The 26786-nt window shown below is 69.6% G+C and carries 20 protein-coding genes; 18 read left to right on the top strand and 2 right to left on the bottom strand.

Features of this window, described 5'->3' with window-relative positions:
- Positions 1-90: 90 nt before the first annotated feature.
- The 11 genes from ACGFNK_RS38900 to ACGFNK_RS38850 all read left to right on the top strand — a co-directional run bounded on the left by ACGFNK_RS38900 (position 91) and on the right by ACGFNK_RS38850 (position 14506).
- Positions 91-1134 (top strand): LacI family DNA-binding transcriptional regulator, encoded by a 1044-nt coding sequence (locus ACGFNK_RS38900; protein ID WP_393423841.1) that lies wholly within the window; start codon positions 91-93, stop codon positions 1132-1134.
- Positions 1131-2162: a Gfo/Idh/MocA family protein gene (locus ACGFNK_RS38895; RefSeq protein WP_393423838.1), complete on the top strand. Its 1032-nt coding sequence runs from the start codon at positions 1131-1133 to the stop codon at positions 2160-2162. The genes ACGFNK_RS38900 and ACGFNK_RS38895 overlap by 4 nt, the downstream gene beginning before the upstream one ends.
- A 49-nt stretch (positions 2163-2211) precedes the next feature.
- A complete protein-coding gene (locus ACGFNK_RS38890; RefSeq protein WP_393423835.1) occupies positions 2212-3822 on the top strand; it encodes an acyl CoA:acetate/3-ketoacid CoA transferase in 1611 nt (536 codons plus the stop codon).
- Positions 3819-6125 carry a gluconate 2-dehydrogenase subunit 3 family protein gene (locus tag ACGFNK_RS38885; protein WP_393423832.1) on the top strand — a complete coding sequence of 769 codons (2307 nt, stop codon included), beginning with the start codon at positions 3819-3821 and terminating at the stop codon, positions 6123-6125. Before ACGFNK_RS38890 ends, ACGFNK_RS38885 begins: the two co-directional genes overlap by 4 nt.
- Positions 6122-6910, top strand: coding sequence for an enoyl-CoA hydratase/isomerase family protein (locus ACGFNK_RS38880; RefSeq protein ID WP_393423829.1), 789 nt, complete (start codon positions 6122-6124; stop codon positions 6908-6910). The genes ACGFNK_RS38885 and ACGFNK_RS38880 overlap by 4 nt, the downstream gene beginning before the upstream one ends.
- A gap of 41 nt (positions 6911-6951) precedes the next feature.
- Positions 6952-8448 (top strand): aldehyde dehydrogenase family protein, encoded by a 1497-nt coding sequence (locus ACGFNK_RS38875; protein ID WP_393423826.1) that lies wholly within the window; start codon positions 6952-6954, stop codon positions 8446-8448.
- A gap of 1 nt (position 8449) precedes the next feature.
- The gene (locus tag ACGFNK_RS38870; protein ID WP_393423823.1) at positions 8450-9622 is read left to right on the top strand and encodes a glycoside hydrolase family 88 protein; all 1173 of its coding nucleotides are present in this window, start codon (positions 8450-8452) and stop codon (positions 9620-9622) included.
- 59 nt (positions 9623-9681) lie between these two features.
- Entirely contained in the window at positions 9682-10962 is a 1281-nt protein-coding gene (locus ACGFNK_RS38865; RefSeq protein WP_393423820.1) for an ABC transporter substrate-binding protein, read from the top strand.
- A 67-nt stretch (positions 10963-11029) separates the two neighbouring features.
- Positions 11030-12058, top strand: a complete 1029-nt coding sequence (locus ACGFNK_RS38860) for a carbohydrate ABC transporter permease (RefSeq protein WP_393423817.1) — start codon at positions 11030-11032, stop codon at positions 12056-12058.
- Positions 12058-12924 (top strand): carbohydrate ABC transporter permease, encoded by an 867-nt coding sequence (locus tag ACGFNK_RS38855; RefSeq protein WP_386346245.1) that lies wholly within the window; start codon positions 12058-12060, stop codon positions 12922-12924. Before ACGFNK_RS38860 ends, ACGFNK_RS38855 begins: the two co-directional genes overlap by 1 nt.
- A 1-nt stretch (position 12925) precedes the next feature.
- Positions 12926-14506 carry an FAD-dependent oxidoreductase gene (locus ACGFNK_RS38850; protein WP_393423813.1) on the top strand — a complete coding sequence of 527 codons (1581 nt, stop codon included), beginning with the start codon at positions 12926-12928 and terminating at the stop codon, positions 14504-14506.
- Here ACGFNK_RS38850 and ACGFNK_RS38845 read toward each other — a convergent pair.
- A complete protein-coding gene (locus ACGFNK_RS38845; protein WP_393423810.1) occupies positions 14496-15767 on the bottom strand; it encodes a helix-turn-helix domain-containing protein in 1272 nt (423 codons plus the stop codon). The genes ACGFNK_RS38850 and ACGFNK_RS38845 overlap by 11 nt on opposite strands.
- 281 nt (positions 15768-16048) lie before the next feature.
- On the opposite strand from ACGFNK_RS38845, the gene ACGFNK_RS38840 reads away from it, so the two are divergent.
- The 3 genes from ACGFNK_RS38840 to ACGFNK_RS38830 all read left to right on the top strand — a co-directional run bounded on the left by ACGFNK_RS38840 (position 16049) and on the right by ACGFNK_RS38830 (position 21029).
- Positions 16049-17539 carry a class I adenylate-forming enzyme family protein gene (locus ACGFNK_RS38840; protein WP_393423807.1) on the top strand — a complete coding sequence of 497 codons (1491 nt, stop codon included), beginning with the start codon at positions 16049-16051 and terminating at the stop codon, positions 17537-17539.
- A gap of 145 nt (positions 17540-17684) precedes the next feature.
- Positions 17685-19496, top strand: a complete 1812-nt coding sequence (locus ACGFNK_RS38835) for a DUF3556 domain-containing protein (protein WP_393423804.1) — start codon at positions 17685-17687, stop codon at positions 19494-19496.
- A gap of 117 nt (positions 19497-19613) precedes the next feature.
- Positions 19614-21029: a phytoene desaturase family protein gene (locus ACGFNK_RS38830; RefSeq protein ID WP_393423801.1), complete on the top strand. Its 1416-nt coding sequence runs from the start codon at positions 19614-19616 to the stop codon at positions 21027-21029.
- A gap of 125 nt (positions 21030-21154) precedes the next feature.
- Here the strand turns inward: ACGFNK_RS38830 and ACGFNK_RS38825 are convergent, their stop codons facing one another.
- Positions 21155-21790, bottom strand: coding sequence for a TetR/AcrR family transcriptional regulator (locus ACGFNK_RS38825; RefSeq protein ID WP_393423798.1), 636 nt, complete (start codon positions 21788-21790; stop codon positions 21155-21157).
- Between the two features lie 238 nt (positions 21791-22028).
- Here ACGFNK_RS38825 and ACGFNK_RS38820 point away from each other — a divergent pair, with 238 nt between their 5' ends.
- Genes ACGFNK_RS38820 through ACGFNK_RS38805 form a run of 4 tightly spaced genes read left to right on the top strand, consistent with a single transcriptional unit; the run spans position 22029 to position 26753 of the window.
- Positions 22029-22832 (top strand): SDR family NAD(P)-dependent oxidoreductase, encoded by an 804-nt coding sequence (locus ACGFNK_RS38820; protein WP_393423795.1) that lies wholly within the window; start codon positions 22029-22031, stop codon positions 22830-22832.
- 42 nt (positions 22833-22874) lie between these two features.
- Positions 22875-23996 carry a DUF5938 domain-containing protein gene (locus tag ACGFNK_RS38815; RefSeq protein WP_386346232.1) on the top strand — a complete coding sequence of 374 codons (1122 nt, stop codon included), beginning with the start codon at positions 22875-22877 and terminating at the stop codon, positions 23994-23996.
- Positions 23997-24007: 11 nt separating this feature from the next.
- Positions 24008-25564: a long-chain fatty acid--CoA ligase gene (locus ACGFNK_RS38810; RefSeq protein WP_393423790.1), complete on the top strand. Its 1557-nt coding sequence runs from the start codon at positions 24008-24010 to the stop codon at positions 25562-25564.
- Positions 25557-26753: a lipid-transfer protein gene (locus ACGFNK_RS38805; RefSeq protein ID WP_393423787.1), complete on the top strand. Its 1197-nt coding sequence runs from the start codon at positions 25557-25559 to the stop codon at positions 26751-26753. Before ACGFNK_RS38810 ends, ACGFNK_RS38805 begins: the two co-directional genes overlap by 8 nt.
- The last annotated feature ends 33 nt before the right edge of the window (positions 26754-26786 follow it).

The raw sequence follows: 26786 nt of genomic DNA, 5'->3' as shown, positions 1-26786 counted from the left end.
CTTGTGCAGCACCTCTTGACACATGGGCGCAACCCGGCCGACAGTCCTCACCATCAACTAGGTAGACCGATCTACTAGGCGGTGGAACAGGTGCCAAGAGTCACCCTCAGCGACGTAGCCGCGGCCTGCGGAGTCTCCAAGGCCACGGTGTCGCTCGTGGTGCGGGACAGCCCCCGGGTGTCCGCGGCGACGAAGGTGCGCGTTCGCGAGGCCATGGAGCAGCTGGGTTACGTGTACGACCGGCGGGCGGCGAACCTGCGGGCCCAGCGGTCGATGACGGTGGCACTCGTGGCGACGAACGTGCGCAACCCGTACTTCGCCGAGCTGACGATGGCGATCGAGCGGGTGCTGTACAAGCGCGGCTACACGCTTCTGCTCGGCTACAGCCACGACGACCAGGAGCGACAGACGCGGCTGCTGGAGGCGATGAGCGAGCACCGGGTGGACGGGATGCTGCTGGTTCCCTCGTACGACACCAGCGGCGAGATGCTCCAGAAGTCCCTGGGCGCCTCAGGAACCCCCCATGTGTTGGTCACGCGGCATGTGCCCGGTCACCAGGCGGACTACATCGGGGTGGACAACCGGGCGGCGGGACAGCTGCTCGGCGATCACCTGGTGCGGTCCGGGCGACGGCAGGTGGCATTCATCGGCGGCCCGCCCCGTTCCACGGCACGGGTGGAGCGTGAGCAGGGGGTGTGCACCGCACTGGAGGCACATGGGCTCGCCCTCGACCCTGCCTTGTCGATCGCGACCAGCGCCGACCGCGACGGCGGCGAGCGTGCGGTCGAACTGCTCGCCGAGACCGGCCGGCCGTACGACGCGATCGTCTGCTACAGCGACGTGGTGGCCTTCGGCGCGCTCTCCGCGCTCCGGGCGCAGGGTGTCGAGGCGGGCCGGGAAGTGGCGGTCGCGGGCTTCGACGACGTACCCGACGCCGCCCTGCAGCACCCCTCGCTCACCACGGTCGCCACGCATCCCGACCAGACCGGTGCCGAGGCGGCGGAGCTGCTGCTCCGCCGCATAGAAGAACCGGATCTCCAGCCGCATACCGTGCTCCTGACACCGGAACTGAAGGTGCGCGACTCCACACGGAGCCAGGACGGCGTCGTCCCGCACACCGCGGACCCGCGATGAGAGCGCCGTCGACCGGACTCCGCTGGGGACTGATCGGAGCCAGCGACATCGCGGCCACCCGGATGATCCCGGCCATGCGGGCGCTCGGCCACAGTGTCACCGCGCTCTGCTCTTCATCGGCACTGCGCGCCACCGTCTGGGCGGGTGCGCACGGCGTCCCCCACACCACCACCAGCGCCGAGGAACTGCTCGCCCGGGACGACATCGACGCCGTCTACATCAGTACGACCAACGACCTGCACCTGCCCCACACGCTCGCCGCTGCCGCCGCCGGCAAGCACGTGCTGTGTGAGAAGCCGCTCGCGCTCGCCCTTGCCGACGCCTGGTCGATGGTCGAGGCCTGCCGGACCGCGGGCGTCGTGCTGGGCGTGAACCACCATCTGCCCGGTGCCGCCACCCACCGCCGCATCCGTGAACTCGTCGCGGCCGGCGCGGTGGGGCGGCCGCTGGCGGCCCGGGTTTCCCACGCCGTGGCGCTGCCGGAACGGCTGCGTGGCTGGCGGCTGCGCGACCCGGGGGCCGGGGCAGGGGTCGTACTCGACATCACCTGCCACGATGCCTCGGTCACCAACGCCCTGTTCGGTACGCCTGTCGAGGCCACGGCACTGGCGGTGCGCCAGGGCTCGTGGGAGGCGGCGGCCGAGGACGCCGCGATGAGTGTCATTCGCTACGGCGACGGCGTACTGGCCCAGACCCACGACGCGTTCACCGTCGCCCACGCCCGCACCGGCCTGGAGGTGCACGGCACCGACGGGTCGATCACCGCGGTCGACGTCATGACTCAGAATCCGGTCGGCACGGTCCATCTGCACGACGCCGCCGGCTCCCGGGAGATCGACGTACCTGGCCGACGTGATCTGTACGAGGTGGTCCTGGAGGACCTTGCCCGCGCGGTCTGTGGCGCGGGAGAGCCGACCGTCACCGGTACGCAGGGAGTGCATGCGCTCGCGGTCGCCCTCGCCGTCCAGGAGGCCGCCCGCACCGGGCGCACGACACCCGTCGACCTCGCCCCCGCCACAGCGCACTGATCACTCGCCCGCCAGAACGCGCCCCCAAGAACGAAGGAGAGGCATCTCCATGCGAACAGTGCCCGCCGTGACCGCCGTCGAGGCGGCCGAGCTGATCCCGGACGGAGCGGTCGTCTCGGTGAGTTCCTCCTCCGCGCTTGGTTGCCCGGACGCCGTCCTCGCCGGTATCGGTGAACACTTCGCACAGACGGGTGCACCGCGCGGACTGACCACGGTGCACCCCATCGCGGCCGGTGACATGTACGGCGTCCCCGGCATCGACCACCTGGCGCAGCCGGGGCTGCTGTCCAGGATCGTCGCCGGCTCTTATCCCAGCGGGCCGTCGTCCGCCGAACCGCCCCGCATCTGGAAGATGATCGAGGCCGACGAGGTCGAGGCGTACAACCTCCCCTCCGGAGCGCTCTTCCAGATGCACCGGGCGGGCGCCGCCCGGCAGCCCGGCGTCCTCAGCGACGTCGGCCTCGACACCTTCGTCGACCCCCGCCACCAGGGCGGCCGGATGAACTCCGCCACCACCGAGGACCTCGTCACCCTCGAATCGCGCGACGGCCAGGAGTGGCTGTTCTACCCCGCGGTCCGTCCCGACGTGGCGATCGTCCGGGCGACCACCGCCGACGAGTGCGGCAACCTCACCTTCGAGGACGAGGGCTCCACGCTGGGCGCGCTGGACCAGGCATACGCCGCGCACAACAACGGCGGGATCGTCATCGCCCAGGTCAAGCGCATCGCCGCTGCCGGCACCCTGGACCCTCGCCAGGTACGCCTTCCCGGCATCCTCGTCGACGCCCTGGTGGTGCATGAGGAGCAGTGGCAGACCACGCAGACCGTCTACGATCCCGCGATCAGCGGCCAGATCCGCCGCCCGCTGCAGGTCGTCGAACCGGTGCCGTGGGGCCTTGAGAAGATCATCGCCCGGCGTGCCGCGCAGGAGCTGCGCGAGGACGACACCGTCAACCTCGGCTTCGGTATCTCCGCCCTGATCCCCAGGGTTCTCGTCGAGGAAGGCCACGCCGACGCCGTCACCTGGGTCATCGAGCAGGGCGCCGTCGGGGGAGTGCCGCTCACCGGGTTCGCTTTCGGCTGCGCGCTCAATCCGCAGGCCCTGATGCCCAGCATCGACCAGTTCACTCTGCTCCAGGGCGGCGGCTTCCATCGCGCCATGCTCTCGTTCCTGGAGATCGACCAGTACGGCGACGTGAATGTGCACCATCTGCCGGGCCGCCGGCACGTCACCGCCGGCGTCGGAGGCTTCGCCGACATCACCTCCGCGGCGCGGAACATCGTTTTCAGCGGCAACTTCACCGCCGGGCGGCGCGACATATCCGTCGCGGACGGCCGACTGACCATCCGCCAGGACGGCGCCGTGCCCAAGCTCGTGGAACGCGTCAGCGCGGTCACCTTCTCCGGCCGTCGCGCCCTCGCCCAGGGCCGCCGTGTCCGCTACGTCACCGAGCGCTGTGTGCTCGAACTGCGGGAACAGGGCCTCACCGTCATCGAGATCGCACCCGGTGCCGATCTTCAGATGGACGTACTCGACAAGGCCGCCTTCCCGCTGGCCGTCGCGGACGACCTGCGCGAGATGGACGCACGGCTGTTCTGCCCCGAACCCGTAGGCCTGGCACTCGACACCCCGCACCACACCAAGGCAGGTATGCGATGACCACCCCCTCGCCCGGGACATCCCCATCGGGAGCCTCCTTCCCGTCCGGCGCGGCCCGCACCGCGCTGACCGCTACCGAGGCGCGCGTCGCAGACGCCCTGTTCGAACGGCTCTTCCCCGCGGACGACAACGGCCCCGGAGCCCGTGCCATCGGCGTCCTCGACTACGTCGACCGCGCCCTCGCCGGCCACGACAGCCGCCACGTCCCCCTCTACCAGGCCGTCCTCGCGTCCCTCGACGCCTCGGCCCGCAGCACCTTCGGCCACGGCTTCGCCGACCTGCGCACCGACCAACAGGACGCGCTCGTACAGCACTTCAGCGAAGGTGGACTCGACGCACCGCTCGGCCCCGAGGAGCAGCAACTCGCCTTCGCGCAGGTCCGTGCCCATCTCCAAGAGGGGCTGTTCGCCGATCCGGCCTACGGCGGCAACCGTGACGCGGCGGGCTGGCGGCTGCTCGGCCACCCCGGCGTCTGGCTGGAGAACTCCGCCGAGGAGAACCTCTCCGCGGACCCGGTGACCAAGGGTGGAGTCGTCCGCACCCTGGCCGATGTCGCGGACGCGCTGCCGCACGACGAGGCGGAGGAGGAGTGGACACGCGAGGCGTACCGCAACGCCCTCTCCCAGTCGACGGAAGAAGTGGACGTCCTGCTCGTGGGCGTCGGTGCCATGGGCGGGCTGGTCGCCCAGACCTTCGCGGAGGCGGGCCTGTCGGTCGTCGGTCTGGAGGCGGGTCCCTGGCGCGCGAAGGACGACTTCCGGCCCGACGAGCTCGGTGACGCCTACTACGCCCGCGCCGGACTCGGGCCCAAGTTCCGGACGGAGACGCCTCGTTGGCGCCAGGACGCGGATGACGCCGAGACCCTGGAGGCGACGTTCTCGCTCGGCCGGATGGTCAACGGCGTCGGCGGCTCCGCCGGCCACTACGGTGCCTGGCTGCGCCGCTTCCACCCCTGGCACTTCCGGCCGCTGACCCGCATCACCGAGCAGTACGGGCGAGACGTGCTCCCCGAGGACTGCACCCTCGCCGACTGGCCGGTCACGTATGACGAGTTGGAGCCGTACTACACACGCCTGGAGCACCTGATCGGTGTGGCCGGCGACGAGTCCAACCCGTACATCGAACGCAGCAAGCCGCTGCCGATGCCCCCGATGCGGCCCTTCTCCCTCGGCGAGCGGTTCCGTACGTCGACCGAGGCCCGGGGTCTGCATCCGCACTCAGTGCCCGTGGGCGTCAACACCGTCGAGTACGGCGGTCGGCCCGCGACGACCTACTCGGCGTGGAGCAACGGGCTCGGCACCAGCAGCGGGGAGCGGTGGCACCCGGGGCTCGGCCCGGTGCCGCAGGCTCTGCGGACCGGCAGGTTCGAGCTGCGCACCCACTGCCGCGTCACCCGCGTCCTGCTCGATTCCACCGGGAAAGCCGTCGGAGTCGAGTACCTCGACCCGAACGGCAGGGTGCGCACTCAGCATGCCCGTGCCGTGATCCTGGCCGCCTACACGTACGAGAACCTGCGGCTGATGTTCGTCTCCGCGGACAGCAAGCACCCCGACGGACTGGGCAACAGCACCGGCCAGCTCGGCAAGCACTACATGACCAAGATGTTCGCCCACGTCAACGGCTACTTCCCTGGCGTGTACTTCAACCGGCACACCGGGCCGGCGGCCCAGGGCGTGGTGCTGGACGACTACGTCGCCGAGCAGTTCGACTTCGCGGCGCACGGCTTCCTCGGAGGCGCCACCCTCGGCGCCGAGCAGCAGTTCCTGCCACTCCAGATAAGCCGGGAGTGCCTGCCGCCCGACGTCCGCCCCTGGGGGCGGTCCTACCGCGACCACCTGCTGCGCTGGCAGCACCAGGGCGTGGTGCGGATCCAGCCGGACTCGCTCCCGTACGCCGGGCACTTCGTCGACCTCGACCCACGACACCGCGACCGATCCGGCGTGGGCATGCCGGTGGTCCGGATCACTTACCGGCTGCGCGAGAACGAGCGTCGGCTCGCGACCTGGATGGGCGTGCAGGCCGACCTGCTCCTTCGCGAGATGGGCGCGGCCACCACGTGGGAAGGTCCGCACTTCACCGGCGTCGGCTCCAGCCACGACCTGGGCGGCACCCGCTTCGGCGAGGACCCCACCGGCACGGTCCTCGACCCGTGGCTGGCCGTTCACGACACCCCGGGGCTGCACGTCTACGGCGGCTCGGCCTTCCCCAGCTGCCCCGGCATCAACCCGACGCTCACCATCTGGGCGGTCGTCCTGCGCGCCGCCGAGAAGCTGGCCCGAGACCTGGGCGGGAGCGTCGCATGACCGTCAACGATGTCGACGGCGCCGTACGGGGCACGACCGAACGCGACGTCGCCACGATCCTCCTCGACCGGCCCGCCAAGCTCAACGCGCTCACTCCCGAGATGCTGGACGACCTCGAAGCGGAACTCCGCACTGTCGCCGCAGGGGACGCCCGAGTGGTCGTCCTACGAGGCGCCGGCCCGAAGGCGTTCTGCGTCGGCGCGGACATCAACCGCTTCTCCTCCCTCACCCCCGTCGAGATGTGGCGGGAGTGGACCGCCCGCGGCCACCGCGTCTTCGACCTGCTCGCTTCGCTGCGCCAGCCCACGGTGGCCGTGGTGCACGGGGTGGCTGCGGGCGGCGGGCTGGAACTCGCGCTCGCCTGCGACTTCAGGATCGTCACCGCGGGCGCCCGGCTCAGCCTGCCCGAGGTCGGCCTGGGAACCGTCCCCGGCTGGGGAGGCACCGAGCGGCTGACCGAGCTGGTCGGCCGGGCCCGCGCCAAGCAGGTCGTTCTGGCTCGGCAGCAGCTGGACGGGCCGACGGCCACCGCATGGGGCCTCGCCACGGCATGCCCCGAACCGGACGCCGCCGAGGCCGCCGTGACGGACCTGGTCGACCGGCTGGCCGCCGGGGCACCGATAGCCGTCCAGCTCGCCAAGCAGCTGATCGACGCCGCGGCCGACGGCGCCCCCAGCCGCGTACTGGAGGCCATCGGCGGCGGCCTGACCTCGGCCACCGAAGACCTCGCCGAAGGGATCCGGGCCTTCCGCGAGCGCCGTACCCCGCACTTCCACGGACGCTGACCGCCACCACTCGAGCGAGTACGAGATCGAGGTAACTGGACATGACCGCCCATCAGATCACTGCCGCAGAGCGGCTGATGGTCATCGACGGCAAGGACGTCGGTTCCGCAGCCGACGAGTGGTTCGAACGCGAGAGCCCGGCCCACGACGTGGTCGTCGGCCGCTACCCGCAGGCCCGGGCCGCCGATGTGGACAACGCTGTGCGTGCTGCCCGCCGGGCCTTCGACGAGGGCCCCTGGCCCCGGATGTCCGGTGCCGAGCGTGCCCAACTGCTGTACAGGGTGGCCGCGTTGATCCGCCGCGATGCCGAACAGCTCGCCCGCACCGAGGTGCTGGAGAGCGGCAAGCCGATCTCCCAGGCCCGCGACGAGATCGAGGGCAGCGCCGGACTGTGGGAGTACGCGGCAACCCTCGCCCGGCACTCCTACGGCGACGCCCACAACCAACTGGGCGAGGACGTCCTCGCGCTGGTCGTCCAGGAGCCGGTCGGTGTCGTCGGGGTGATCACACCCTGGAACTTCCCGCTGCTGATCGCCTGCCAGAAGCTGCCGTTCGCGCTGGCCGTCGGCTGTACCGCCGTGGTCAAGCCCAGCGAGCTCACCCCCGGCACCACCGTGCACCTGACGCGGCTGCTGCTGGAGGCGGGCATCCCGGAAGGTGTCGTCAACACCGTGACCGGAGCGGGTGAGACGGGTTCGGCCCTGACCTCCCACCCCGGCGTCGACCTGATCTCCTTCACCGGCTCCACCGCGGTCGGACGCCTGGTCGCCCGCACCGCCGGCGAACAGCTCAAGCGCGTCGAACTCGAACTCGGCGGCAAGAACCCGCAGATCGTCCTCCCCGACGCCGACCTCGACGCGGCGCTGGACGCCATCGTCTTCGGCATCTACTTCAACGCCGGCGAGTGCTGCAACTCCGGCAGCCGCGTCCTCGTCCACCGCGACATCGCCGAGGAACTGCAGACGGCGGTCGTCGAGCGTTCCCGCCAAGTCCCCGTCGGCGATCCCCTCGACGAGACGACCAAGGTCGGCGCCATCGTCAATCAGCAGCAGCTGGACACCATCGAACGCTACGTCGGCGAAGGAAACGCCGACGGAGCACAGCTGCTGCTCGGCGGTGACCGGCTCAGCCTGCCGACCGGGACCGGGCGCTTCTACCAGCCCACCGTCTTCACCGGGGTCACCCCGGAGATGTCCATCGCCCGCGAGGAGATCTTCGGCCCCGTCCTGTCCCTGATCACCTTCGACGACCTCGACGACGCGATCCGCATCGCCAACTCCACCATGTACGGCCTCTCCGCCGGCATCTGGACCCGGAACATCGACGCGGCGCTGACGGCCGCGCGCGGCATCCGGGCCGGCACCGTCTGGGTCAACCGCTGGATGGACGGCTACCCCGAACTGCCCTTCGGCGGCTACGGCGCCAGCGGCCTGGGCCGCGAACTGGGACGCCAGGCGCTCACCGCCTTCACCGAGACCAAGACCATCCAGCTCCAGGTCGGCCCCCGCACGGCCCGCTGGCTGCCCGGGGAGGCGTGACATGACGACGTACCCGATCCTGCCCGAGCCGCTGCCGCTCGCCCTCCCGGACGGCTGGACGGTCCCCGCCTCCTTCGCCCCGGCCGCCGACCGCGCCTGGCGGACCGCCGCGACGAAGGTCCGTGGCCTCGTCGAACGCCACCCCGACCGATTCCCGCTCTACACGCAAGGCGGGGCCTGGGCGGTGGACGCCGAGGCGTGGACCAACTGGTGCGAAGGCTTCCTCGGCGGGCAGCTGTGGATGCTGGCCGACCACACCGGCGACCCCTGGTTCCGGGAACGGGCCGAGCACTACAGCCGGCTCGTCGAGCACCGCAAGGACGACCGGAACGTGCACGACCTGGGCTTCCTGTTCTGGTCCACCTGGCGCCGCTGGTACGAGGCCACCGGCGACCCCGCCCGCGACGACGTCGTCGTGCACGCCGGGCGCACGGCGGCGTCCCGCTTCAACGAGCTGGGCCGGTACCTGCCCAGCTTCCTCGCCCCCGACAGCCTCTTCATCGACATCATGATGAACGTCGGGATCATCTTCCACGCCGCCCGCCGCACCGGGGACCCCGACCTCGCCCGCATCGCCCACGAACACTGCCTCACCACTCGCCGGGTGCTGGTGCGCGGCGACGGCAGCGCCTCCCACGAGGGCATCTTCGACCTCACAGACGGCAGATTCCTGCGCCAGACCACCCAGCAGGGCCACTGCGACGACGGCTCCTGGGCGCGCGGCCAGGCCTGGGCCCTCTACGGGTTCGGCACCGTCTACCGGCACACCGGCGACCGTCGCTTCCTCGAAACGGCCCGCGCCTGCGCCGACTTCTACATCGAACGCACCGGAGACCGGCTCGTTCCCCCCAACGACTGGGAGGAGCCCGTCCCGGAGCGCCCCTACGAGTCGTCCGCCGCGGCAGCGGCGGCCGGCGGGCTGTGGCAGCTGGCCGGGCTGGAACCTGACAGCGCCCGGGCCCGCGGCTATGCCGACTACGCCGTACGCATCCTCACCCGGCTGTGCGAGGACGACTTCCTCGCCCACGACGACCCGGCGTGGGAGGGCCTGCTCAAGCACGGCAGCTACCACGAGGCCAAGGGTCTCGGCGTCGACGAGTCCGTGATGTGGGGCGACTACTGGTTCCTCGACGCGATCGCCGCTGTCGACGGCGTCGCCCGCCCCGCCAACTGATCCAGCAGTACTGGGAGTTACGAACGGCCCGCAAAGCCATGACCTAGGAGAGCCGCGTCATGAAGCACCGCATACCCAGATACCTGTCAGCCGCCACCGTGGTGGCAGCTTTGCTCACCATGTCCGCCTGTGGCGGCGGGAGCGAGTCCGCCGGAAGCGGCGGATCCGACGCGAAGCAACTGGAGGTCTTCTCCTGGTGGACCTCCGGCTCGGAGGACGCCGCACTGAAGGAGCTGATCGCCGGATTCAAGAAGGACAACCCGGGAGTCAAGGTCGTCAACGGGGCGGTCGCGGGCGGAGGCGGCGGCAACGCACAGGCCGTCCTGCAGACCCGGCTGCAGGGCAGCAACCCGCCTGACACCTGGCAGACCCACCCCGGAGCGGCCATCGGCGAGTACATCAACTCGAATCTGGTCGCCGACCTCAGCTCGGTGTACGAACAAGACAGCCTGAACAGTGCCATCCCCAGGGAACTGGTTACTTCGGTCAGCAAGGGCGGCAAGCCCTACGGCGTCTCCACCGGCGCCCACCGGGGCAACGTGCTCTGGTTCAACAAGAAGCTCACCGCCCAAGCCGGCGTCGAACTGACCGCCTCCACCACCCCGGACCAGCTCGTCGACGCATTCGCCAAGCTCAAGGCCAAGGGCATCACCCCGCTGTGCCTGGGCGGCAAGGACGCTTTCGCCACCGCCGAGCTCTTCGAGAACATCCTGCTCGGCGCGGTCGGCCCGAACGGCTGGGATTCCCTGACCTCGGGCAATACGGACTGGGACGACGCCAAGGTCAAGCAGGCGGCAAAGCTGTTCGCCGAGATGCTCCCGTACGCGGACCCGGACGCGTCCGCGCTCTCCTGGGACCAGGCCACCAAGCGGCTCGCTTCGGGTGACTGCGCCGTGGAGAGCATGGGCGACTGGGCGTACGGCGAACTCGTCAAGGACGGTGCGAAGGACGGCACCGACTTCGGCTACGTTCCGCAGCCCGGCACCAAGGGCACCTTCGTGACCGTGGTCGACACCTTCGTGGTTGCCGAGAACGCCAAGCACAAGGAACTGGCGCTCAAGTGGGCCTCCGTGATCAGTACACCGGAAGTCCAGCTGGCCTTCAGCAAGGACAAGGGCTCGACGCCGATCCGCGGCGACGTTCCCACCGACTCGCTGCCCGCCTATCAGCAGCAGGCGGCGATGTCCTTCCGTGGCGACTCGCTCGTGCAGTCGATCGTGCACGGCGAGGCCATGAGCCCGCAGTTCCAGCAGTCCTTCTACGACGCCGTCACCCAGTTCGTCCAGTCCAAGGACGTGGACTCCTTCGTTCAGGCCCTGGCCACCGCCGCCAAGGGCTGACCCCCGTCCCACTCGGGTCACTGGCGGCGGGCCCAGCCCAGCCCGCCGCCCCACCCAGGAGGTCCCCATGCCGGTACTGACCCGGCCCGCCGCACCGGCGCCCCACACGACGAAACCGCCCACGAAGACCTCGGCGGGGTCCTCATGGTGGCGGAAGCACCGCTTCAGCCTCGCCGTTCTGACACCCAGCCTGATCATGATCGGGATCTTCGTCTACGGCTTCATCGGATACTCGGTCCGTGTCTCCGTGTCCAAGTGGCAGGGACTGAACCCCGACCTGTCGCCCCGCGATCCGCTGTACCAGACCTATGACGACATGTTCCACACTCCGCGCTTCCAGGCGGACCTGCGGAACGTCACCGTGTTCACGCTCCTCTTCCTCACCCTGGCCGTCGTGGTCGGTCTGGTGCTCGCCCTGCTGGTCCACAACGCGCTGGCCGGCCGGACGTTCTTCCGGGGCGTCTTCCTCTTCCCGTATGCACTGTCGTTCATCGTCACCGGCGTGGTGTGGCGGTGGATCTTCACCCCGTCGACCGGCGCGAACCTGATCCTCCAAGGGCTCGGCGTCGACCACGGACCCAAATGGATCACCGACCCCGCGGTGGCCGGCGATGTCTCATCCGCACTCGAACCGATGCTGCCCGGCGGGCACTTCATCCAGGTCGAGCTCGGCATCCCGCTCGCCCTCATCCCGGTCGTCATCGCCGCGTCCTGGCAGCTCGGCGGCTTCGTGATGGCCAACTTCCTCGCCGCGCTGACCGCCATGCCCGAGGAACTGCGCGAGGCGGCGAGCCTCGACGGCGCTGGAACACTGCGCTACCACTGGCACATCGTCCTGCCCTGGCTCCGTCCGGTGACGGCGGTCGTCCTGATCCTCCTCGGCCACATCAGCCTGAAGTCCTTCGACCTCGTCTACGCCATGGTCGGCCAGGGACCCGGCTTCGCCACCGACGTACCCGGAATCTTCGTCTTCGAGCAGACTTTCCGGGCGCTGCGCTACAACACCGGCGCCGCCGCCTCCGTCGTCATGTTCCTGCTGGTGGCCGCAGTCATGGTGCCGTACCTCTACCGCAGCGTCATCAGGGAGAAGCACTGATGAGTACAGCCCGTATCTCCGCCACGCCACCACGGCGTCGCCGTATCCGGTACCCCGGGACCGGGCCGCTCGCGGGAGCGGTCGCCCTGGTCCTGCTCGCCGCGCTCTTCCTGGTTCCGGTCTACGTGATGGTGATGGCGGCCCTGAAACCCCCCGTCCAGGCCGACGCCGTCCACATGTGGGAGCTGCCCAGGAGCATCGACTTCAGCGGCGTCGAGCAGGCGTGGGAGAAGCTGTCCCCCAATGTCCGCAACAGCCTGCTGATGGTCCTGCCCGCCACGATCGTCTCCTCGCTCGTGGGAGCCCTGAACGGGTTCGTCCTGGCCAAACTCCCGTTCCGCGGGGCGAAGGTGCTGTTCGCCGCGATGCTGCTCGGGATGTTCATCCCGTACCAGGTGATCCTCGTTCCGCTGGTGCGCTTCCTCCAGTCCGTCGATCTGTACGGGACGCTGCCGGGCCTGATCCTCGTCCACATCATCTACGGCATCCCCATCACGACGCTGATTTTCCGCAACTACTTCAACCAACTGCCACACGAAATAGTGGAGGCGGCCCGCGTCGACGGCTGCTCCAACGCGGCGATCTTCCTGCGGGTCATGCTGCCGCTGTCCCTGCCCGGCTTCGTGGTCTGCGCGATCTTCCAGTTCACCAACATCTGGAACGACTTCCTGTTCGGCATCACCGTCGTACCGGATCCCACCCAGCAGCCCGTGACCGTGGCACTCAACAACCTCGCCGGGAACTTCTCCGTGCAGTGGAACAGCGTCATGGCCGGCGCGCTGCTCGCCGCGCTCCCCACCGCCCTCGTCTACATCCTGCTGGGCCGCTTCTTCGTGCGCGGCCTGACCGCCGGATCGGTGAAATGACATGACAGGCCCTTTCGGAGCCGACGCTCTCTTTGGACCACGCTCTTCGCGCGTCGTCGGCGCACTGGACGACGACACAGTGCAGTGCGACGTAGCCGTCATCGGTTCCGGCATGGGCGGGGCCACCCTCGCCCACGCTCTGCGGGAATCCGGCGCCCGGGTCCTGGTCGTGGAACGCGGCGACTTCCTGCCCCGCGAGGACGCCAACCGGTCACCGACCGAGGTGTTCCTCCGCGGCCGCTACAAGAACGCCGGGCAGTGGTACGACGCGGCCACCGGCCGACCGTTCCAGCCGGGCGTCCACTACTACGTCGGCGGCAACACCAAGGTCTTCGGTGCCTGCCTGCCCCGCTTCCGCGAGCAGGACTTCGGCACCGTCGAACACGACGACGGTGCTTCCCCGGCCTGGCCGGTGTCGTACGCCGACCTCGAACCGCACTACGCCGAGGCCGAGCGTCTCTACCGCGTCCACGGCGAGACCGGCCGCGACCCCACCGATCCGTGGCGCTCGGGCGGCTTCCCCTACCCGGCGCTGCCGCACGAGCCGCCGGTCGCCCGGCTGGCCGAAGCGATGTCCGCGCAGAGCCTGCGGCCGTTCCCCATGCCGGTCGGCGTCGACCTGCGTGAGGGCGGCACCTGCGTCCGCTGCCGTACCTGTGACGGCTTCCCCTGCCCGTACGGGGCCAAGAGCGACGCCGAGACATGCGCCATGCGCCCCGCGCTGAGCAGCCCCACCGTGCGGCTGATGACCCGGACCACCGTCCGGCGGCTGCTCACTTCGGCGGACGGGTCCCGCGTCACCGAGGCCGTCGCCGAACGCGACGGCAGCCCCGTCCGTATCCGTGCCGACCGCTTCGTCCTCGCCTGCGGGGCCGTCAACACCGCTGCCCTGCTGCTTACTTCGGCCTGCGAGCGCCATCCGCACGGACTGGCGAACTCCTCCGGACTGGTCGGCCGGAACTACATGGTGCACAACAGCACCTTCCTCGTCGCCGTGGACCCCCGGCGCCGCAACCCGGTCGACTTCCAGAAGACCCTGGGCCTCAACGACTGGTACACCGCCGGACCCGGCACGCCCTACCCGCTGGGAAACCTGCAGATGCTGGGCAAGATCCAGGCACCCATGGTCAAGGGCGCCCGGCGCTCCGTACCCCTCCCGGTGCTGGACTTCATGACCCGCCGCAGCATCGACCTCTACCTCACCACCGAGGACCTGCCCGACCCCGCGAACCGCATCACCGTCGGCCCGGAGGGACGGATCGACGTGCACTGGCGGCCCAACAACCTGCGGCCCCATCGCGAACTGGTGCGGCGGACCACGCGCATGATGCGGCGAGCCGGCTATCCGCTGGTCTTCAGTCAGCGGATGGGCATCGAGACCAACTCCCACCAGTGCGGCACCGCGGTGATGGGCGTCGATCCGGCGCACAGCGTCCTCGACCCGGACTGCCGGGCCCACGACCTCGCCAACCTCTGGGCCGTGGACAGCTCTTGTTTCCCGTCGTCCGCCGCGCTCAACCCCGCTCTCACCATCGCCGCCAACGCCCTGCGTGTCGCCGCGAAAGGAAGCGTCACCGCATGACTCCACCAGCCCCTTCACTGCCTCGGCCGCCCTCGGCGTACCTGATGCCGAGTTGCGCGCAGGCCCGCAGGGCCACCTCGATGTCCAGGCGGTTCTCGGTGAGCGGGTGGCCGAGTATCTCCTCGGCCTTGCGCACGCGGTAGTGGACCGTGTTCTTGTGGATGTGCATACGAGCGGCGGCGTCGGTGAAGCTGCCTCGGGCGTCGAGGAAGACCTGCACGGTCTCGCGCACGCGGACCGTGGCCTCGTCGTCGCGCATGAGGTCGCCGAGGACGCGACCGGCCCAGGCTCTGACATCGGTGAGGTGATCGACGAGGAGGCCGACCAGCGCGACCTGGGAGTGGAGGACGAGCGCGCGGTCCGGGCCGGCTCCGGTGGCGGCGACGTCGCGGGCACGCTGCGCGTCCCGGAACGTCTGCCGGAATCCGTCGAGTCCGGACGACGGGTCTCCGATGGCGATGCGGAGCGCAGGGTGCTCGCGGAGTTCGCTCTCGAGCCGGGGGAGGTCGAGGGCCGGCTTGCCGGTGGAGGAGATCCACGCCCAGCAGGTCTGCTCGTCGGCGGAGATCGTCAGCGGCGCCTTGCCAGTGGCCGCGCCCAGCATCGCCGCGCCCGCGCGGAGTTGGACCGAGGCGAGGCCGGGTGAGCCGGGCCCGCTCCAGATGATCGCGGCGAGGTGCCAGCCACGAAGAGACGTCGACAGCATCTTCTCGGCCGAGGCGAGGTCGAGTCCGTCGGTGTCGAGCACGGCGCGGACCTGGGCGGCGCGGGTCGCGTCGGAGCGGGTGTCCCACCGTCTGCGTTCGTTCTCGTAGATGTCGATGACACCCTCGATGACCTGGTCGATATAGCTGTTGATCAGGAGCGCGATCCGGCTTGTCGCCGCCAGCGCCTCGTCCGTGGGCAGGTCGAGACGCCGAAGGGCGGTCATGGCCCACTGCAGGACCATGTGCTCGCCGAGGCGATAGGCACGGAGCAACGCTTCCAGTGACAGATCGTGCTGGGCGAAGCGGCGGGCGTACTCGGCCGCGGCCGGCGGCACGGTGATGTCGTCGAGGGAGATGCTCAGCGCGAGCATGTCGAGGATGGCCGCCAGGTTCGAGGAAGTGCTCGCGACCATCAGCCGCCGTACGGCGTCGTCGTGGCGGAACTCGGGGATGACGTCGACGAACATCGAGGTCATCTCGCCGGTGAGGTGCTCGAGATCGGCCTGGATGCCCTTGGCGACATCTCGCACGACTCCGTCGGCATCGGGGCTCATACCGGGACCGTAGGCCAACGGTTCCTGTCCGGAAAGTAGCTGGTGGTGCGGCGGATCCCACTGGGCGGGTTCACACGGGCGCGGAGCCCCGGCTGAACACGCCCAGCGGCCCGCCCGGAGCGGGATCCAGGGCGGGCGTTCGGCGACTCCGGGTTGACTTTGTGCCGGTGGCACAAAGCGGCGGGCCCGGGCTGGGGCGCAAGCCCATAGTCGGCCGCGTTCGTCCTCTCTACCTTTTTCCTCACTACCTTCGTCACGGTGCGACTCAATGGTGAGGAAACGTGCTGCATATCGCCGAATTGCCGGATGTCCGGGCCGCCCGGAATCCCACGGGCCCCTGTATCGGGGACGACCACGAGCAACTGGGCAATCTGGAGTTCCTGGAGCGGGTCCGGAACGCGGCGGCTGCCTTGCGTGCTCACGGAATAGGTGCCGGGGACGTGGTGGCGGTGGTTCTGCCGAATCGCCTGGAACTCGTCGTCATCATGTTCGCGGCATGGCGGCTGGGCGCCGCTGTCACGCCGGTGAATCCGGGGCTGACCGATGCCGAGGCCCGCCATCAGATCGAGGATTCCGCGGCAAAAGTGGTGATCACCGACGACAGCGCCCGTGCCGTCGGGACGCTCGACGTGGCTGCCGTCGTGGACGCCTCGCTCGCGGCGGAACGCATGGAGGGTGCGGAGGGCCCGGAGGGCACCGGCGTGGACGCCGGTGATCTGGCATCCGATGCTCTCGCCTTGATCATCTACACGAGCGGAACCACGGGACGTCCGAAGGGCGTGATGCTCGACCATGCCAACGTCGCCGCGATGTGCCGGATGATCATTGACGGTCTCGGCCTGGACGAGACCGACCACAGCCTTCTGGTCCTGCCGCTGTTCCACGTCAACGGGATCGTGGTGAGCGTGCTCTCACCGCTGCTGGCGGGAGGGCGCGCGACGGTCGCGGGCCGGTTCCGGGCGTCGACGTTCTTCGCCTCGGTGGAACGTGCCCGGCCCACCTACTTCTCGGCGGTACCGGCGGTCTACGCGATGCTGGTGTCACTGCCCGACGAGGTGCGTCCGGACACCTCGTCGCTGCGTCGGGTGATCTGCGGGGCCGCGCCGATGCCCGCCGAGCTGATCACCCGGTTCGAGAACCGGTACGCCGTGCCGGTCGTCGAGGGCTACGGGCTGTCCGAGGGCACCTGTGCCTCGACGCTGAACCCGCCCGCCGGGCCGCGCAAGCCCGGCACGGTCGGGCTTCCGCTGCCCGGGCAGACCGTCGCCGTGATGGACGGCGAGGGCAACGTTCTCGACGACGGGTCGGCCGGCGAGGTGGTGGTCCGGGGCCCGAACGTCATGCGCGGCTACCTCGGACTGCAGGAAGAGACCGCCAGAACCGTCGTCGACGGCTGGCTGCACACCGGCGACGTCGGGCGCTTCGACGCCGACGGCTATCTCGTCCTGGTCGACCGGATCAAGGACATGATCATCCGCGGCGGGGAGAACATCTACCCCAAGGAGATCGAGAACGTTCTGCACACCCACCCGGCGGTGCTGGAGGCGGCGGTGGTGGGCGCCCCCGATCCGGTGCTCGGGGAGGTCCCGGTCGCGCACGTCGTGCCGCTGCCGGGCGCGGAGGTCACCGCCGGTGAGCTCGTCGAGCACTGCCGCGGCTCGCTGGCCCGGATCAAGGTACCGGTGACGGTCCTCGTCACCGAGTCGCTGCCGAGGAATCCGGTGGGAAAGATCGACAAACGGCGCCTTCGCTCCATCGTCGTGAACTCGTAAAGGATTCACGCCGAGTAACCAGGCCGAGTAACCAGGCCGAGTAACCAGGCCCAGTAATCGCGCTCAGTATTCAGGCTCAGTATTCACCCGGGGATTTCCGGGTGCGGGCCGTCATGCCCGAAAACGGCAACGAAAGGTGAGAACAATGGGGTTCAAAACGGGTGACTTTCCGCCGGTGGACCTGGAGACGTTTCCGGAGAAGCCGCTTCAGGAACGCCTGAGAGCGCTGGCCCTGCACTGGGTGGAATACGGCTTCGGCACGCCGAAAATGATTCCGGCGACCTACGTGGTCAAGGTCCTCCTTCTCTACGTTCTCGGGGGTACGGCCCTGGCGACCTGGACCTCGGACGCCGGCCCGTTCTGGGATGTCACGCACTGGTGGAACCAGCCGGTCGTCTACCAGAAACTGGTGCTCTGGACGGTCTTCCTCGAGACGGTCGGGGTGGCGGGGTCGTGGGGCCCGATCGCCGGCAAGTTCAAGCCGATGACCGGCGGCATCCTCTTCTGGGCCCGGACCGGCACCATCCGGCTGCGGCCGTGGAAGCGGGTGCCGTTCACGAGCGGGGACCGCCGCACGGTGGGGGATGTACTGCTCTACCTGGCCTTCCTGGTGTCCCTGCTGGTGGCGGTCCTGCTGCCCGGCGTGCCGAGCGCGTCGCTCACCGAGGCGCTGCCGGACAACACCTCCGGGCTGGTGCGCCCGTCCCTGCTGATCGCGCCGATCGCGCTGTACGTGCTGAACGGCCTGCGGGACAAGACGGTCTTCCTGGCCGCCCGGGGCGAGCAGTACCTGCCCGCGCTGGTGTTCTTCGCGGTCCTGCCGTTCACCGACATGGTCATCGCGGCGAAGCTGCTGATCTGCGCGGTCTGGGTCGGGGCCGGGATCTCGAAGTTCGGGCGGCACTTCACCAGCGTCGTCTCGCCGATGATCTCCAACAGCCCCTTCGTCCCGGCGAAGTGGATCAAGCGGCTGCACTACCGTGACTTTCCCCGCGACATCCGCCCGTCGAGGACCGCGACCTTCATGGCGCACGTCGGCGGCTCGACCGTCGAGATCGTCACCCCGCTGGTGCTGCTGTTCTCCACGAACCGCTGGCTCACGCTCGCCGGGGTCGTGCTGATGGTCGTCTTCCACCTGTTCATCACCTCGACGTTCCCGCTGGCGGTGCCGCTGGAGTGGAACCTCCTGTTCGTGTACCTCTCGGTCTTCCTGTTCCTCGGCTTCCCGGCCTGGGACGGGTACGGCGTCGGCGACATGTCCTCGCCATGGCTGGCCGTCGGAATCGCCGCCGGGCTGGCGTTCTTCCCGATCCTGGGCAACCTGCGCCCGGACCTGGTGTCGTTCCTGCCATCGATGCGGCAGTACGCGGGCAACTGGGCCTCCGCGCTCTGGGCCTTCGCGCCGGGCGCGGAGGAGAAGCTGAACTCGCTGCCGCACCGACCGACGAAGAACCAGGTCGACCAGCTCCAGGCGATGGGCTACCCGCAGGTGGTCGCCGAGGTCACCATGCAGCAGACGATCGCCTGGCGGTCGATGCACAGCCAGGGCCGCGGCCTGTTCTCGGTGCTGCTGAGGAACCTTCCCGATCTGGACCGACGCACTGTGCGGGAGGCCGAGTTCGCGTGCAACTCGCTGATCGGGTTCAACTTCGGCGACGGCCACCTGCACAACATCGATCTGATCAACGCCGTGCAGTCGCGGATCGGGTTCGCCCCCGGGGAGTGGATCGTCGTCTGGGTGGAGTCGCAGCCCATCCACCGCGGGACTCAGCAGTACCAGGTGATCGACGCCGCGCTCGGGGTGATCGAGCGAGGCACGTGGAAGGTCGCCGACGCGGTCAAGGAGCAGCCGTGGCTGCCGAACGGCCCGATCCCGCTCGACGTCACCTGGACGCGGGCACAGCCGACTCCGGCGTCGGCGGTGCGGCCCGACGTGGCGGAACAACTGGCACCGTAGAACAACCGCATGCATCCCGGCCGAGTCGCAGGAAGAACCCCAGGAACAACCCTTGGGCACAACCCCAGGAACAACCTTGGGAAACCTGAGGAAGAACCTCAGGAAGGAGGGGCCGACATGAGCACAGCGACCGTGGTCGGCGCAGGCCCCAACGGCCTTGCCGCCGCCATCGCCCTGGCCCGGGCGGACGTACAGGTCACGGTGCTGGAGGCGGCCGACGAGATCGGCGGCGGCACGCGCTCCGGTGAGGCGATCCTTCCCGGACTGCTGCACGACCACTGCTCCGCCGTCCACCCGATGACCGTCGGATCACCGTTCCTGAAGAGCCTCGGCCTGGCCCGCTACGGGCTGAAGTGGACGCTGCCGGAGATCGACTGCGTCCACCCGCTCGACGACGGCACGGCCGGGGTGCTGCACCGCTCGGTCGCCGAGACCGCCGCCGGTCTCGGCGCCGACGGCCGGCGCTGGCGGCGGCTGTTCGACGGCCCGTCAGCGGCGTACGACACCTTGAGCGACGACATCCTCGGCCCGCTGCTGCGGATCCCACGGCACCCCGTGCACCTCGCCCGCTTCGGCATCCCCGCACTGGCCCCGGCATCGCTGCTGGCGAAGATGTTCAGCGGCGAGGAGGCCCGGGCGCTCTTCGGCGGAGCCGCCGCGCACGCCTTCCATCCCCTGCACCGGCCGCTCAGCGCCAGCATCGGGCTCGGCATCCTCACCGCCGGGCACCGTCATGGCTGGGCCGTCGCGGAAGGGGGATCGCGCCGTATCACCGACGCCATGGCGGCGCTGCTGCTCGACCTCGGCGGAAAGATCGAGACCGGCGTCCGGGTACGGTCGGTCGCGGACCTGCCGCCCACGGACGTGACCGTCTGGGACGTGACACCCACAGCCCTGGTGGACATCCTGGGCGACCGGCTGCCGCCGCGGGTGGCACGTTCCTACCGTCGGTACCGCTACGGCCCGGGGGCGTTCAAGGTCGACTTCGCGGTCGACGGCGGAGTCCCCTGGACCGTCGAAGCGGCACGGCGGGCCGGCACGGTGCACGTCGGCGGCACGTTCGCCGAAGTCGCCGCCACCGAGCGCGAGATCCACGCCGGGCGGATGCCGGAGCGGCCCTTCGTCCTGGTCGGGCAGCAGTACCTGGCCGACCCGTCGCGGTCTGCCGGGACGGTGCACCCCGTGTGGACGTACGCCCATGTCCCGAACGGCTACTCCGGCGACGCCACCGAAGCGATCACCGCCCAGATCGAACGGTTCGCCCCGGGATTCCGGGACCGGATCATCGGCACCGCCGTGCGCACCACGCCCGGATTCGCCTCGTACAACCCGAACTACGTCGGCGGCAACATCATGACCGGCGCCAAGGACATCCCCCAGCTGATCGCCGGTCCACGGTTCACCCTGCAGCCCTACGACGTCGGTCTGCCCGGCCACTACCTGTGCTCCGCGGCCACCCCGCCCGGCCCGGGCGCGCACGGAATGTGCGGCGCCCATGCCGCCGCACGAGCCCTGCACCACCTGCGCGGGTGAGCCGGTGGGCACCGGAGGCGCCGACGCACAGGACCCGGGTAGGCGCAGGCACACGCCAGTGATCGCTGTCACCAACCTCCGTGCGCAGAAGATCTAGGGCGCCGGGCTCACGCGCACCTTCCGACTCACGCCTGGGGGACCAACCGCTCCAAGAGTTGTTCCACACCTGCCTGCAGATCGGCCGGGGCACTGTCGTGACCGGTCAGGTGCCTGAGCAGTGCCTGCTGGAACAGCCCGTCAAAGAGTGCGTACGCCACCGCGGGGGAGGCAGCGGCGGGTGAGCCGACGAGTTCCGCGTACTGGCTGACGATGCGCCAGATCATCTGTTCCAGGCTCTGGTCGATCTCGAGGACATCGTCGCGGAACGACTCCTCGAACAAGGCCTGATTCCGGAGGTCGTACCAGAGCCGGTGCATCGTCGCGTCCTCACGCAACGTGCCGGCCATCGCCGTGCCGAAGCCGTGCTTGAGCTCCTCGGCCGAGCCGGCGGTGATCACTATCTGGTCGTAGCGGGTGACGCACTCCGCCTTGTACTGCCGCACGCAGTAGGTGATCAGCTCCACCTTGTCGCGGAAGTAGTAGTGCAGGACGCCATGGGAGAACTCGGAGTTCTGTGCGATCTCGCGCAGACTCGTACGGGCATAGCCGAGCTCGGACAGGGTCTGCAGCGCGGACGCGGCGAGTTGCGCCCGCCGCTCGGCGAACTTGTCGACCTGCCGCCGGGAGATCCGATCCTGGTTCTTGCCCACGACCTGGGTCACAGCATGTCTCCCCGCCTACGTCGGCCCTTCCACCCGCCCGCACCGTGCGGGTCCCGCACCAGGTTAGCGCGGCCCGTGACCGGCTCCCGCCAAGAATCTTGACAATCGTCCAAGAAAGTCTTGACGACTGTCAAGAAGTGCTTACGCTGGCGTTGCGTCCCACGGTCCGGGCTATCGGCCTGCGGCTGAGCGTGCGGCGCTGCCACGCAGTGCAGTCATCTCAATGAGGAGATGTTCCATGAGTGTGTACGACCTGACCGGACGCAAGGCCCTGGTGACGGGCGGTGCCCGCGGACTGGGTGCCGGGATGGCCGAGGCGCTTGCCCGGGCCGGCGCCGCCGTCGTCATCGGCGACGTCCAGGAGGAACTGGGCAAGGCGACGGCCGATGCGCTGAGGGAGTCCGGCGCCACCGCCGGGTTCGTCTCGCTCGATGTGACCGAGGACGCGAGCTGGGAATCGGCCGTCGCCCAGACGATCGCCGAGCTGGGCGGCCTGGACATCGTCGTCAACAACGCCGGAGTCGAGATCTCCGGTCTGGTCGTCGACCTCGACCCGGCCGACGTCCGCCGGATGCTGGAGGTGAACGTCCTCGGGACGGCGCTCGGCGTCAAGCACGCGTTCCGCGCGATGCGCCCCGACGGGCCGGCCGGCAGTGGCGGTGCGGTCGTCAACATCTCGTCGGTCGCGGCGACCATCCCGTTCCCCGGCATCGCGGGCTACGCCGCGACGAAGTCGGCGGTCGACCGGCTCACCCGGGTGGCCGCGCTGGAGTCCGGAAAGCTCGGCTACGGCGTACGCGTCAACTGCGTCTATCCCGGACTGGTACCGACCGACATGGGCGCCAAGCTCGCGGCCGACATGGTGACCCTCGGCCTGTGGCCCAGCGCGGAGGCGGCCGTCGGCGACGTCATCGGCCTCACCCCGCTCGGCCGGCTCGGCGAGGTCGCCGACATGGCCGACGCGGTGGTCTTCCTCGCCTCCGACGGCGCCCGCTTCATCACCGGCGCGGGCCTGCCGGTCGACGGCGGCATGGGCATGTGACGGGCCCCTCGTCCCCTTCCTCCTCCGAAAGGACGCATGACCATGAGCAATGACAAGCCCGTCGTCGTCTACGGTGCCTCCGGCTACACCGGCCGCCTCGTCTGCGAGTACCTCCGCGAGTACAACGTCCCCTTCATCGCTGCCGGACGCGACAAGGCGCGCATCCAGGAAGTCCTCGACAAGGTCCCCGGCATCGACACCGTGGACCACGAGGTCGTCGAGGTCGAGCACGCTGTCGGACCGCTGACCGAGCTCTTCCGCGGCGCCAAGGTCGTGAGCAACATGGTCGGCCCGTTCATCAAGTACGGGCCGGAGGTCGTGGAGGCCAGCCTCGCGGCCGGCTGCCACTACCTCGACACCACAGGGGAGCAGGACTGGGTCCTCGACGCCCAGGCGCGGTGGGGCGACCAGTACGCCGAGAAGGGCCTGCTGCTCTCGCCCGGCGTCGCGCAGATGTACACCACCGGGGAGATCGCGGCCAACATCTGCCTGGAGACCCCCGGACTGGACACCCTCGACATCCTCGTGCTGTGGAAGGGATTCCCGACCTACGCCTCCACGCAGACGATCTTCACCATCCTGAAGGCCGACTGGCACTACCTGGAGGAGAACCAGTACAAGAAGTGGGACCCGCTCACCGCCGTCGAAGTCGCCGTCCCCGGACAGCACGAAACGGCGCTGACCCTGCCGTGGGGCGGCACCAGCCACCCCGTGTGGTTCAAGAACGACCCGAGGGTGGCGACCTGCAGGGTGCTCGGCGGGGTCATGGACCGCGCCGTCATGCAGGGCGTCGTCGACACGGTGAAGATGGTCGAGTCGCAGATCAAGACCCTCCCGGCCGACCAACAGGACGCCGCCCTGGCCGAGGTGGCCGCCTCGGTCCAGGCCGGCATGCCACCCCGGGAGAACCCCCGGATCAACACCTCGGTGGACTCCGTCCACGCCTCGGGCCCGCTCGGCCGCGCCCACTGCGTGATCCACGGCAACAGCAACTACAAGCAGACCGGGCTGCTCCAGGCGTACGCCGCGTACTCACTGCTCCAGCAGCCGCCCCGGCGAGCCGGCCTGGCCTCGGCCTGCCAGGCCTTCGGCCACCGCGAACTGCTCGGCGTACTCAAGAGTTTCGGGCTCGTACTCGACCCGGTGCTCACCGTCCACAGCTGAAAGGTGCTGCCGTGCGTCTGACCGACTATCTCGACAAGGGCGCCTCCCTGGGCCCCGCAGCACCCTGCCTCACCACAGGGGACCGCACCCTCACCTATGGCGAGGTCCAGGAACTGTCATGGCGGGTGGCCCGAGCCCTGGACCGGTCAGGCGTACGGCCGGGGGACAAGGTGGCGGTCCTGTCCGCCAACGATCCCACCGCCTTTTCCTGCGTCTTCGGCATCTCCCGGGCGGGCGCCGTGTGGTGCCCGGTCAACCCCCGCAACGAAGCCGCCGAGAACCGGGAGCTGCTGGACCTCTTCGACTGCACCTGCCTGATCTTCCAGGAGGCGTACGCCCCTCTGATCGCGAAGATCCTCCCGGACCTGCCGAAGCTGACCACGCTGGTCTGCCTCGACGGATCCCCGGACGGATCCCCGGCCCCGGCCACGCCCTTCGCGCGCTGGCTGGAGGGCCTGCCCGCCGAGCCGTGGGAGGCTTCGCCGGCCGACGGCACCGTCATGCTCGTCGGTACCGGCGGCACCACCGGCAGCCCCAAAGGGGTCATGCTCACCGACCGGAACATCGAGACGATGTCGGCGCTGACACTGATGAGCTACCCCTTCGGTAGCCGCCCGGTCTACCTGGCGCTGGCCCCGCTGACCCACGCGGCCGGGGTGCTGTGCTTCCCCGTCATGACCCTCGGCGGCGAGATCGTCATCATGCCGGCCCCCGATCTCACCGACTTCCTCGCGCAGATCGAACGCCACCGCGTCACCCACACGTTCCTGCCCCCGACCCTGATCTACATGCTCCTCGGCCATCCCCACCTGGCATCCACCGACCTGACGTCGCTGCGCTGCCTCTGGTACGGCGCGGCCCCCATGTCGGCGGCCCGGCTGGCGGAGGCCATCGACCGGATCGGCCCGGTGATGGCACAGCTCTTCGGCCAGTCCGAGGCGCCGATGATGATCTCGACGATGGCACCCGAGGACCACTTCCACGCCGACGGCTCGCTCGCCGCCGAGCGCTTCACCTCCGCCGGGCGGCCTGCCCCGCTGGTGAGTGTCGCCATCATGGACAGCGAGGGTCGACTGCTGCCGCCCGGTGAGCGCGGCGAGATCGTGGTGCGCGGCTCCCTGGTGATGGCGGGCTACTACAAGAACCCGTCGGCCACCGATGAGGCCTCCCGGCACGGCTGGCACCACACCGGGGACATCGGCTACCTCGACGCCGACAACTACCTCTTCATCGTCGACCGCGCGAAGGACATGATCATCAGTGGCGGCTTCAACGTCTACTCCGCCGAAGTCGAGCAGGCGCTGATGGAGCACCCGGCAGTCCAGGACTGCGCGGTCGTAGGACTACCGGACGACAAGTGGGGCGAGCGGGTGACGGCGGTCGTGCAGCTCCACCCTGAACAGAGCGTCACCGACGGCGAGATGCGCGCCTTCGTGAAGACCCGCATCGGCGGCGTCAAGGCCCCCAAGCAGGTCGAGGTGTGGCCGGACCTCCCCCGGTCGAAGGTCGGCAAGGTCCTCAAGGGCGAGGTCAGATCCCGCTTGCTGCACAGGGGTTCGCATGGCTGACAAGGTGCGGGTGGCGGGGGTCGGCATGATCCCGTTCAGCAAGCCCGGCAGAAGCGCGAGTTACCCCGTCATGGCCGAGGATGCCGCCCGGGCAGCTCTGGACGACGCCGGGATTCCGTACGAAGCCGTACAGCAGGCCTACGCCGGATACGTCTACGGGGACTCCACAGCCGGCCAGTCGGCGCTCTACTCCCTCGGCCTGTCCGGAATCCCGGTCGTGAACGTGAACAACAACTGCGCCACCGGATCCTCCGCCCTCTGGCTCGCCCGTCAGGCCGTCGCCTCCGGCGCCGCCGACTGCGTGCTGGCCCTCGGCTTCGAGCAGATGCGTCCCGGTGCCCTGGGCCGCATCTGGGACGACCGTCCCGACCCCCTGCACCGCTTCCTCGACCGCATGACCGAACTGCAGGGTTTCGACGACCGGATACCGGTCGCAGCCCAGCTCTTCGGAGGCGCAGGTGCCGCCTACGCCGACACCTACGGCACCGCACCCGCCACCTTCGCCAAGATCGCGGTCAAGGCCCGCCGCCATGCGGCAGGCAATCCGTACGCGGTCTTCCGCACCCCCATCACCGAGGACGAGGTCCTCGCCTCACCGCCCATTTACGGACCCCTGACCCGGCTGCAGTGCTGCCCGCCCACCTGCGGGGCCGCGGCAGCCGTGCTCTGCAGCCAGGACTTCGCCCGGCGGCACGGTGTGCGAAGTCCCGTCGTCATACGCGCCCAGGCCATGACCAGCGATTCGCCGACCAGTTTCGGTACCTCCGGCTCGACGGACATGATGCGGGTGGTCGGCTACGACATGACCCGCGAGGCCGCCCGGCAGGTGTACGAAGCCGGCGGCTGCGGGCCGGAGGACATCGGTGTCGTCGAACTGCACGACTGCTTCACGGCCAACGAGCTGATCACGTACGAAGCCCTCGGCCTCACCCCCGAGGGCACCGGTGAGAAGTTCGTCCTCGATGGCGACAACACCTACGGCGGCCAGGTGGTCGTCAACCCCTCCGGAGGCCTGCTCTCCAAGGGACACCCCCTGGGCGCGACCGGCCTCGCCCAGTGCGCCGAACTCGTCTGGCAGTTGCGCGGCCAGGCAGGCTCCCGCCAGGTCGAGGATGCGACGACGGCACTCCAGCACAACATAGGACTGGGCGGGGCATGCGTAGTCACTCTCTATGAGAAAGCACTCTGACTTGAGGAGACTCCGCCACCGCGCCGAGCCCCT

The organism is Streptomyces sp. NPDC048825 (assembly GCF_043198355.1).
GTDB lineage: Bacteria > Actinomycetota > Actinomycetes > Streptomycetales > Streptomycetaceae > Streptomyces > Streptomyces xiangluensis.
This window is presented reverse-complemented; position numbering and strand designations above follow the sequence as displayed.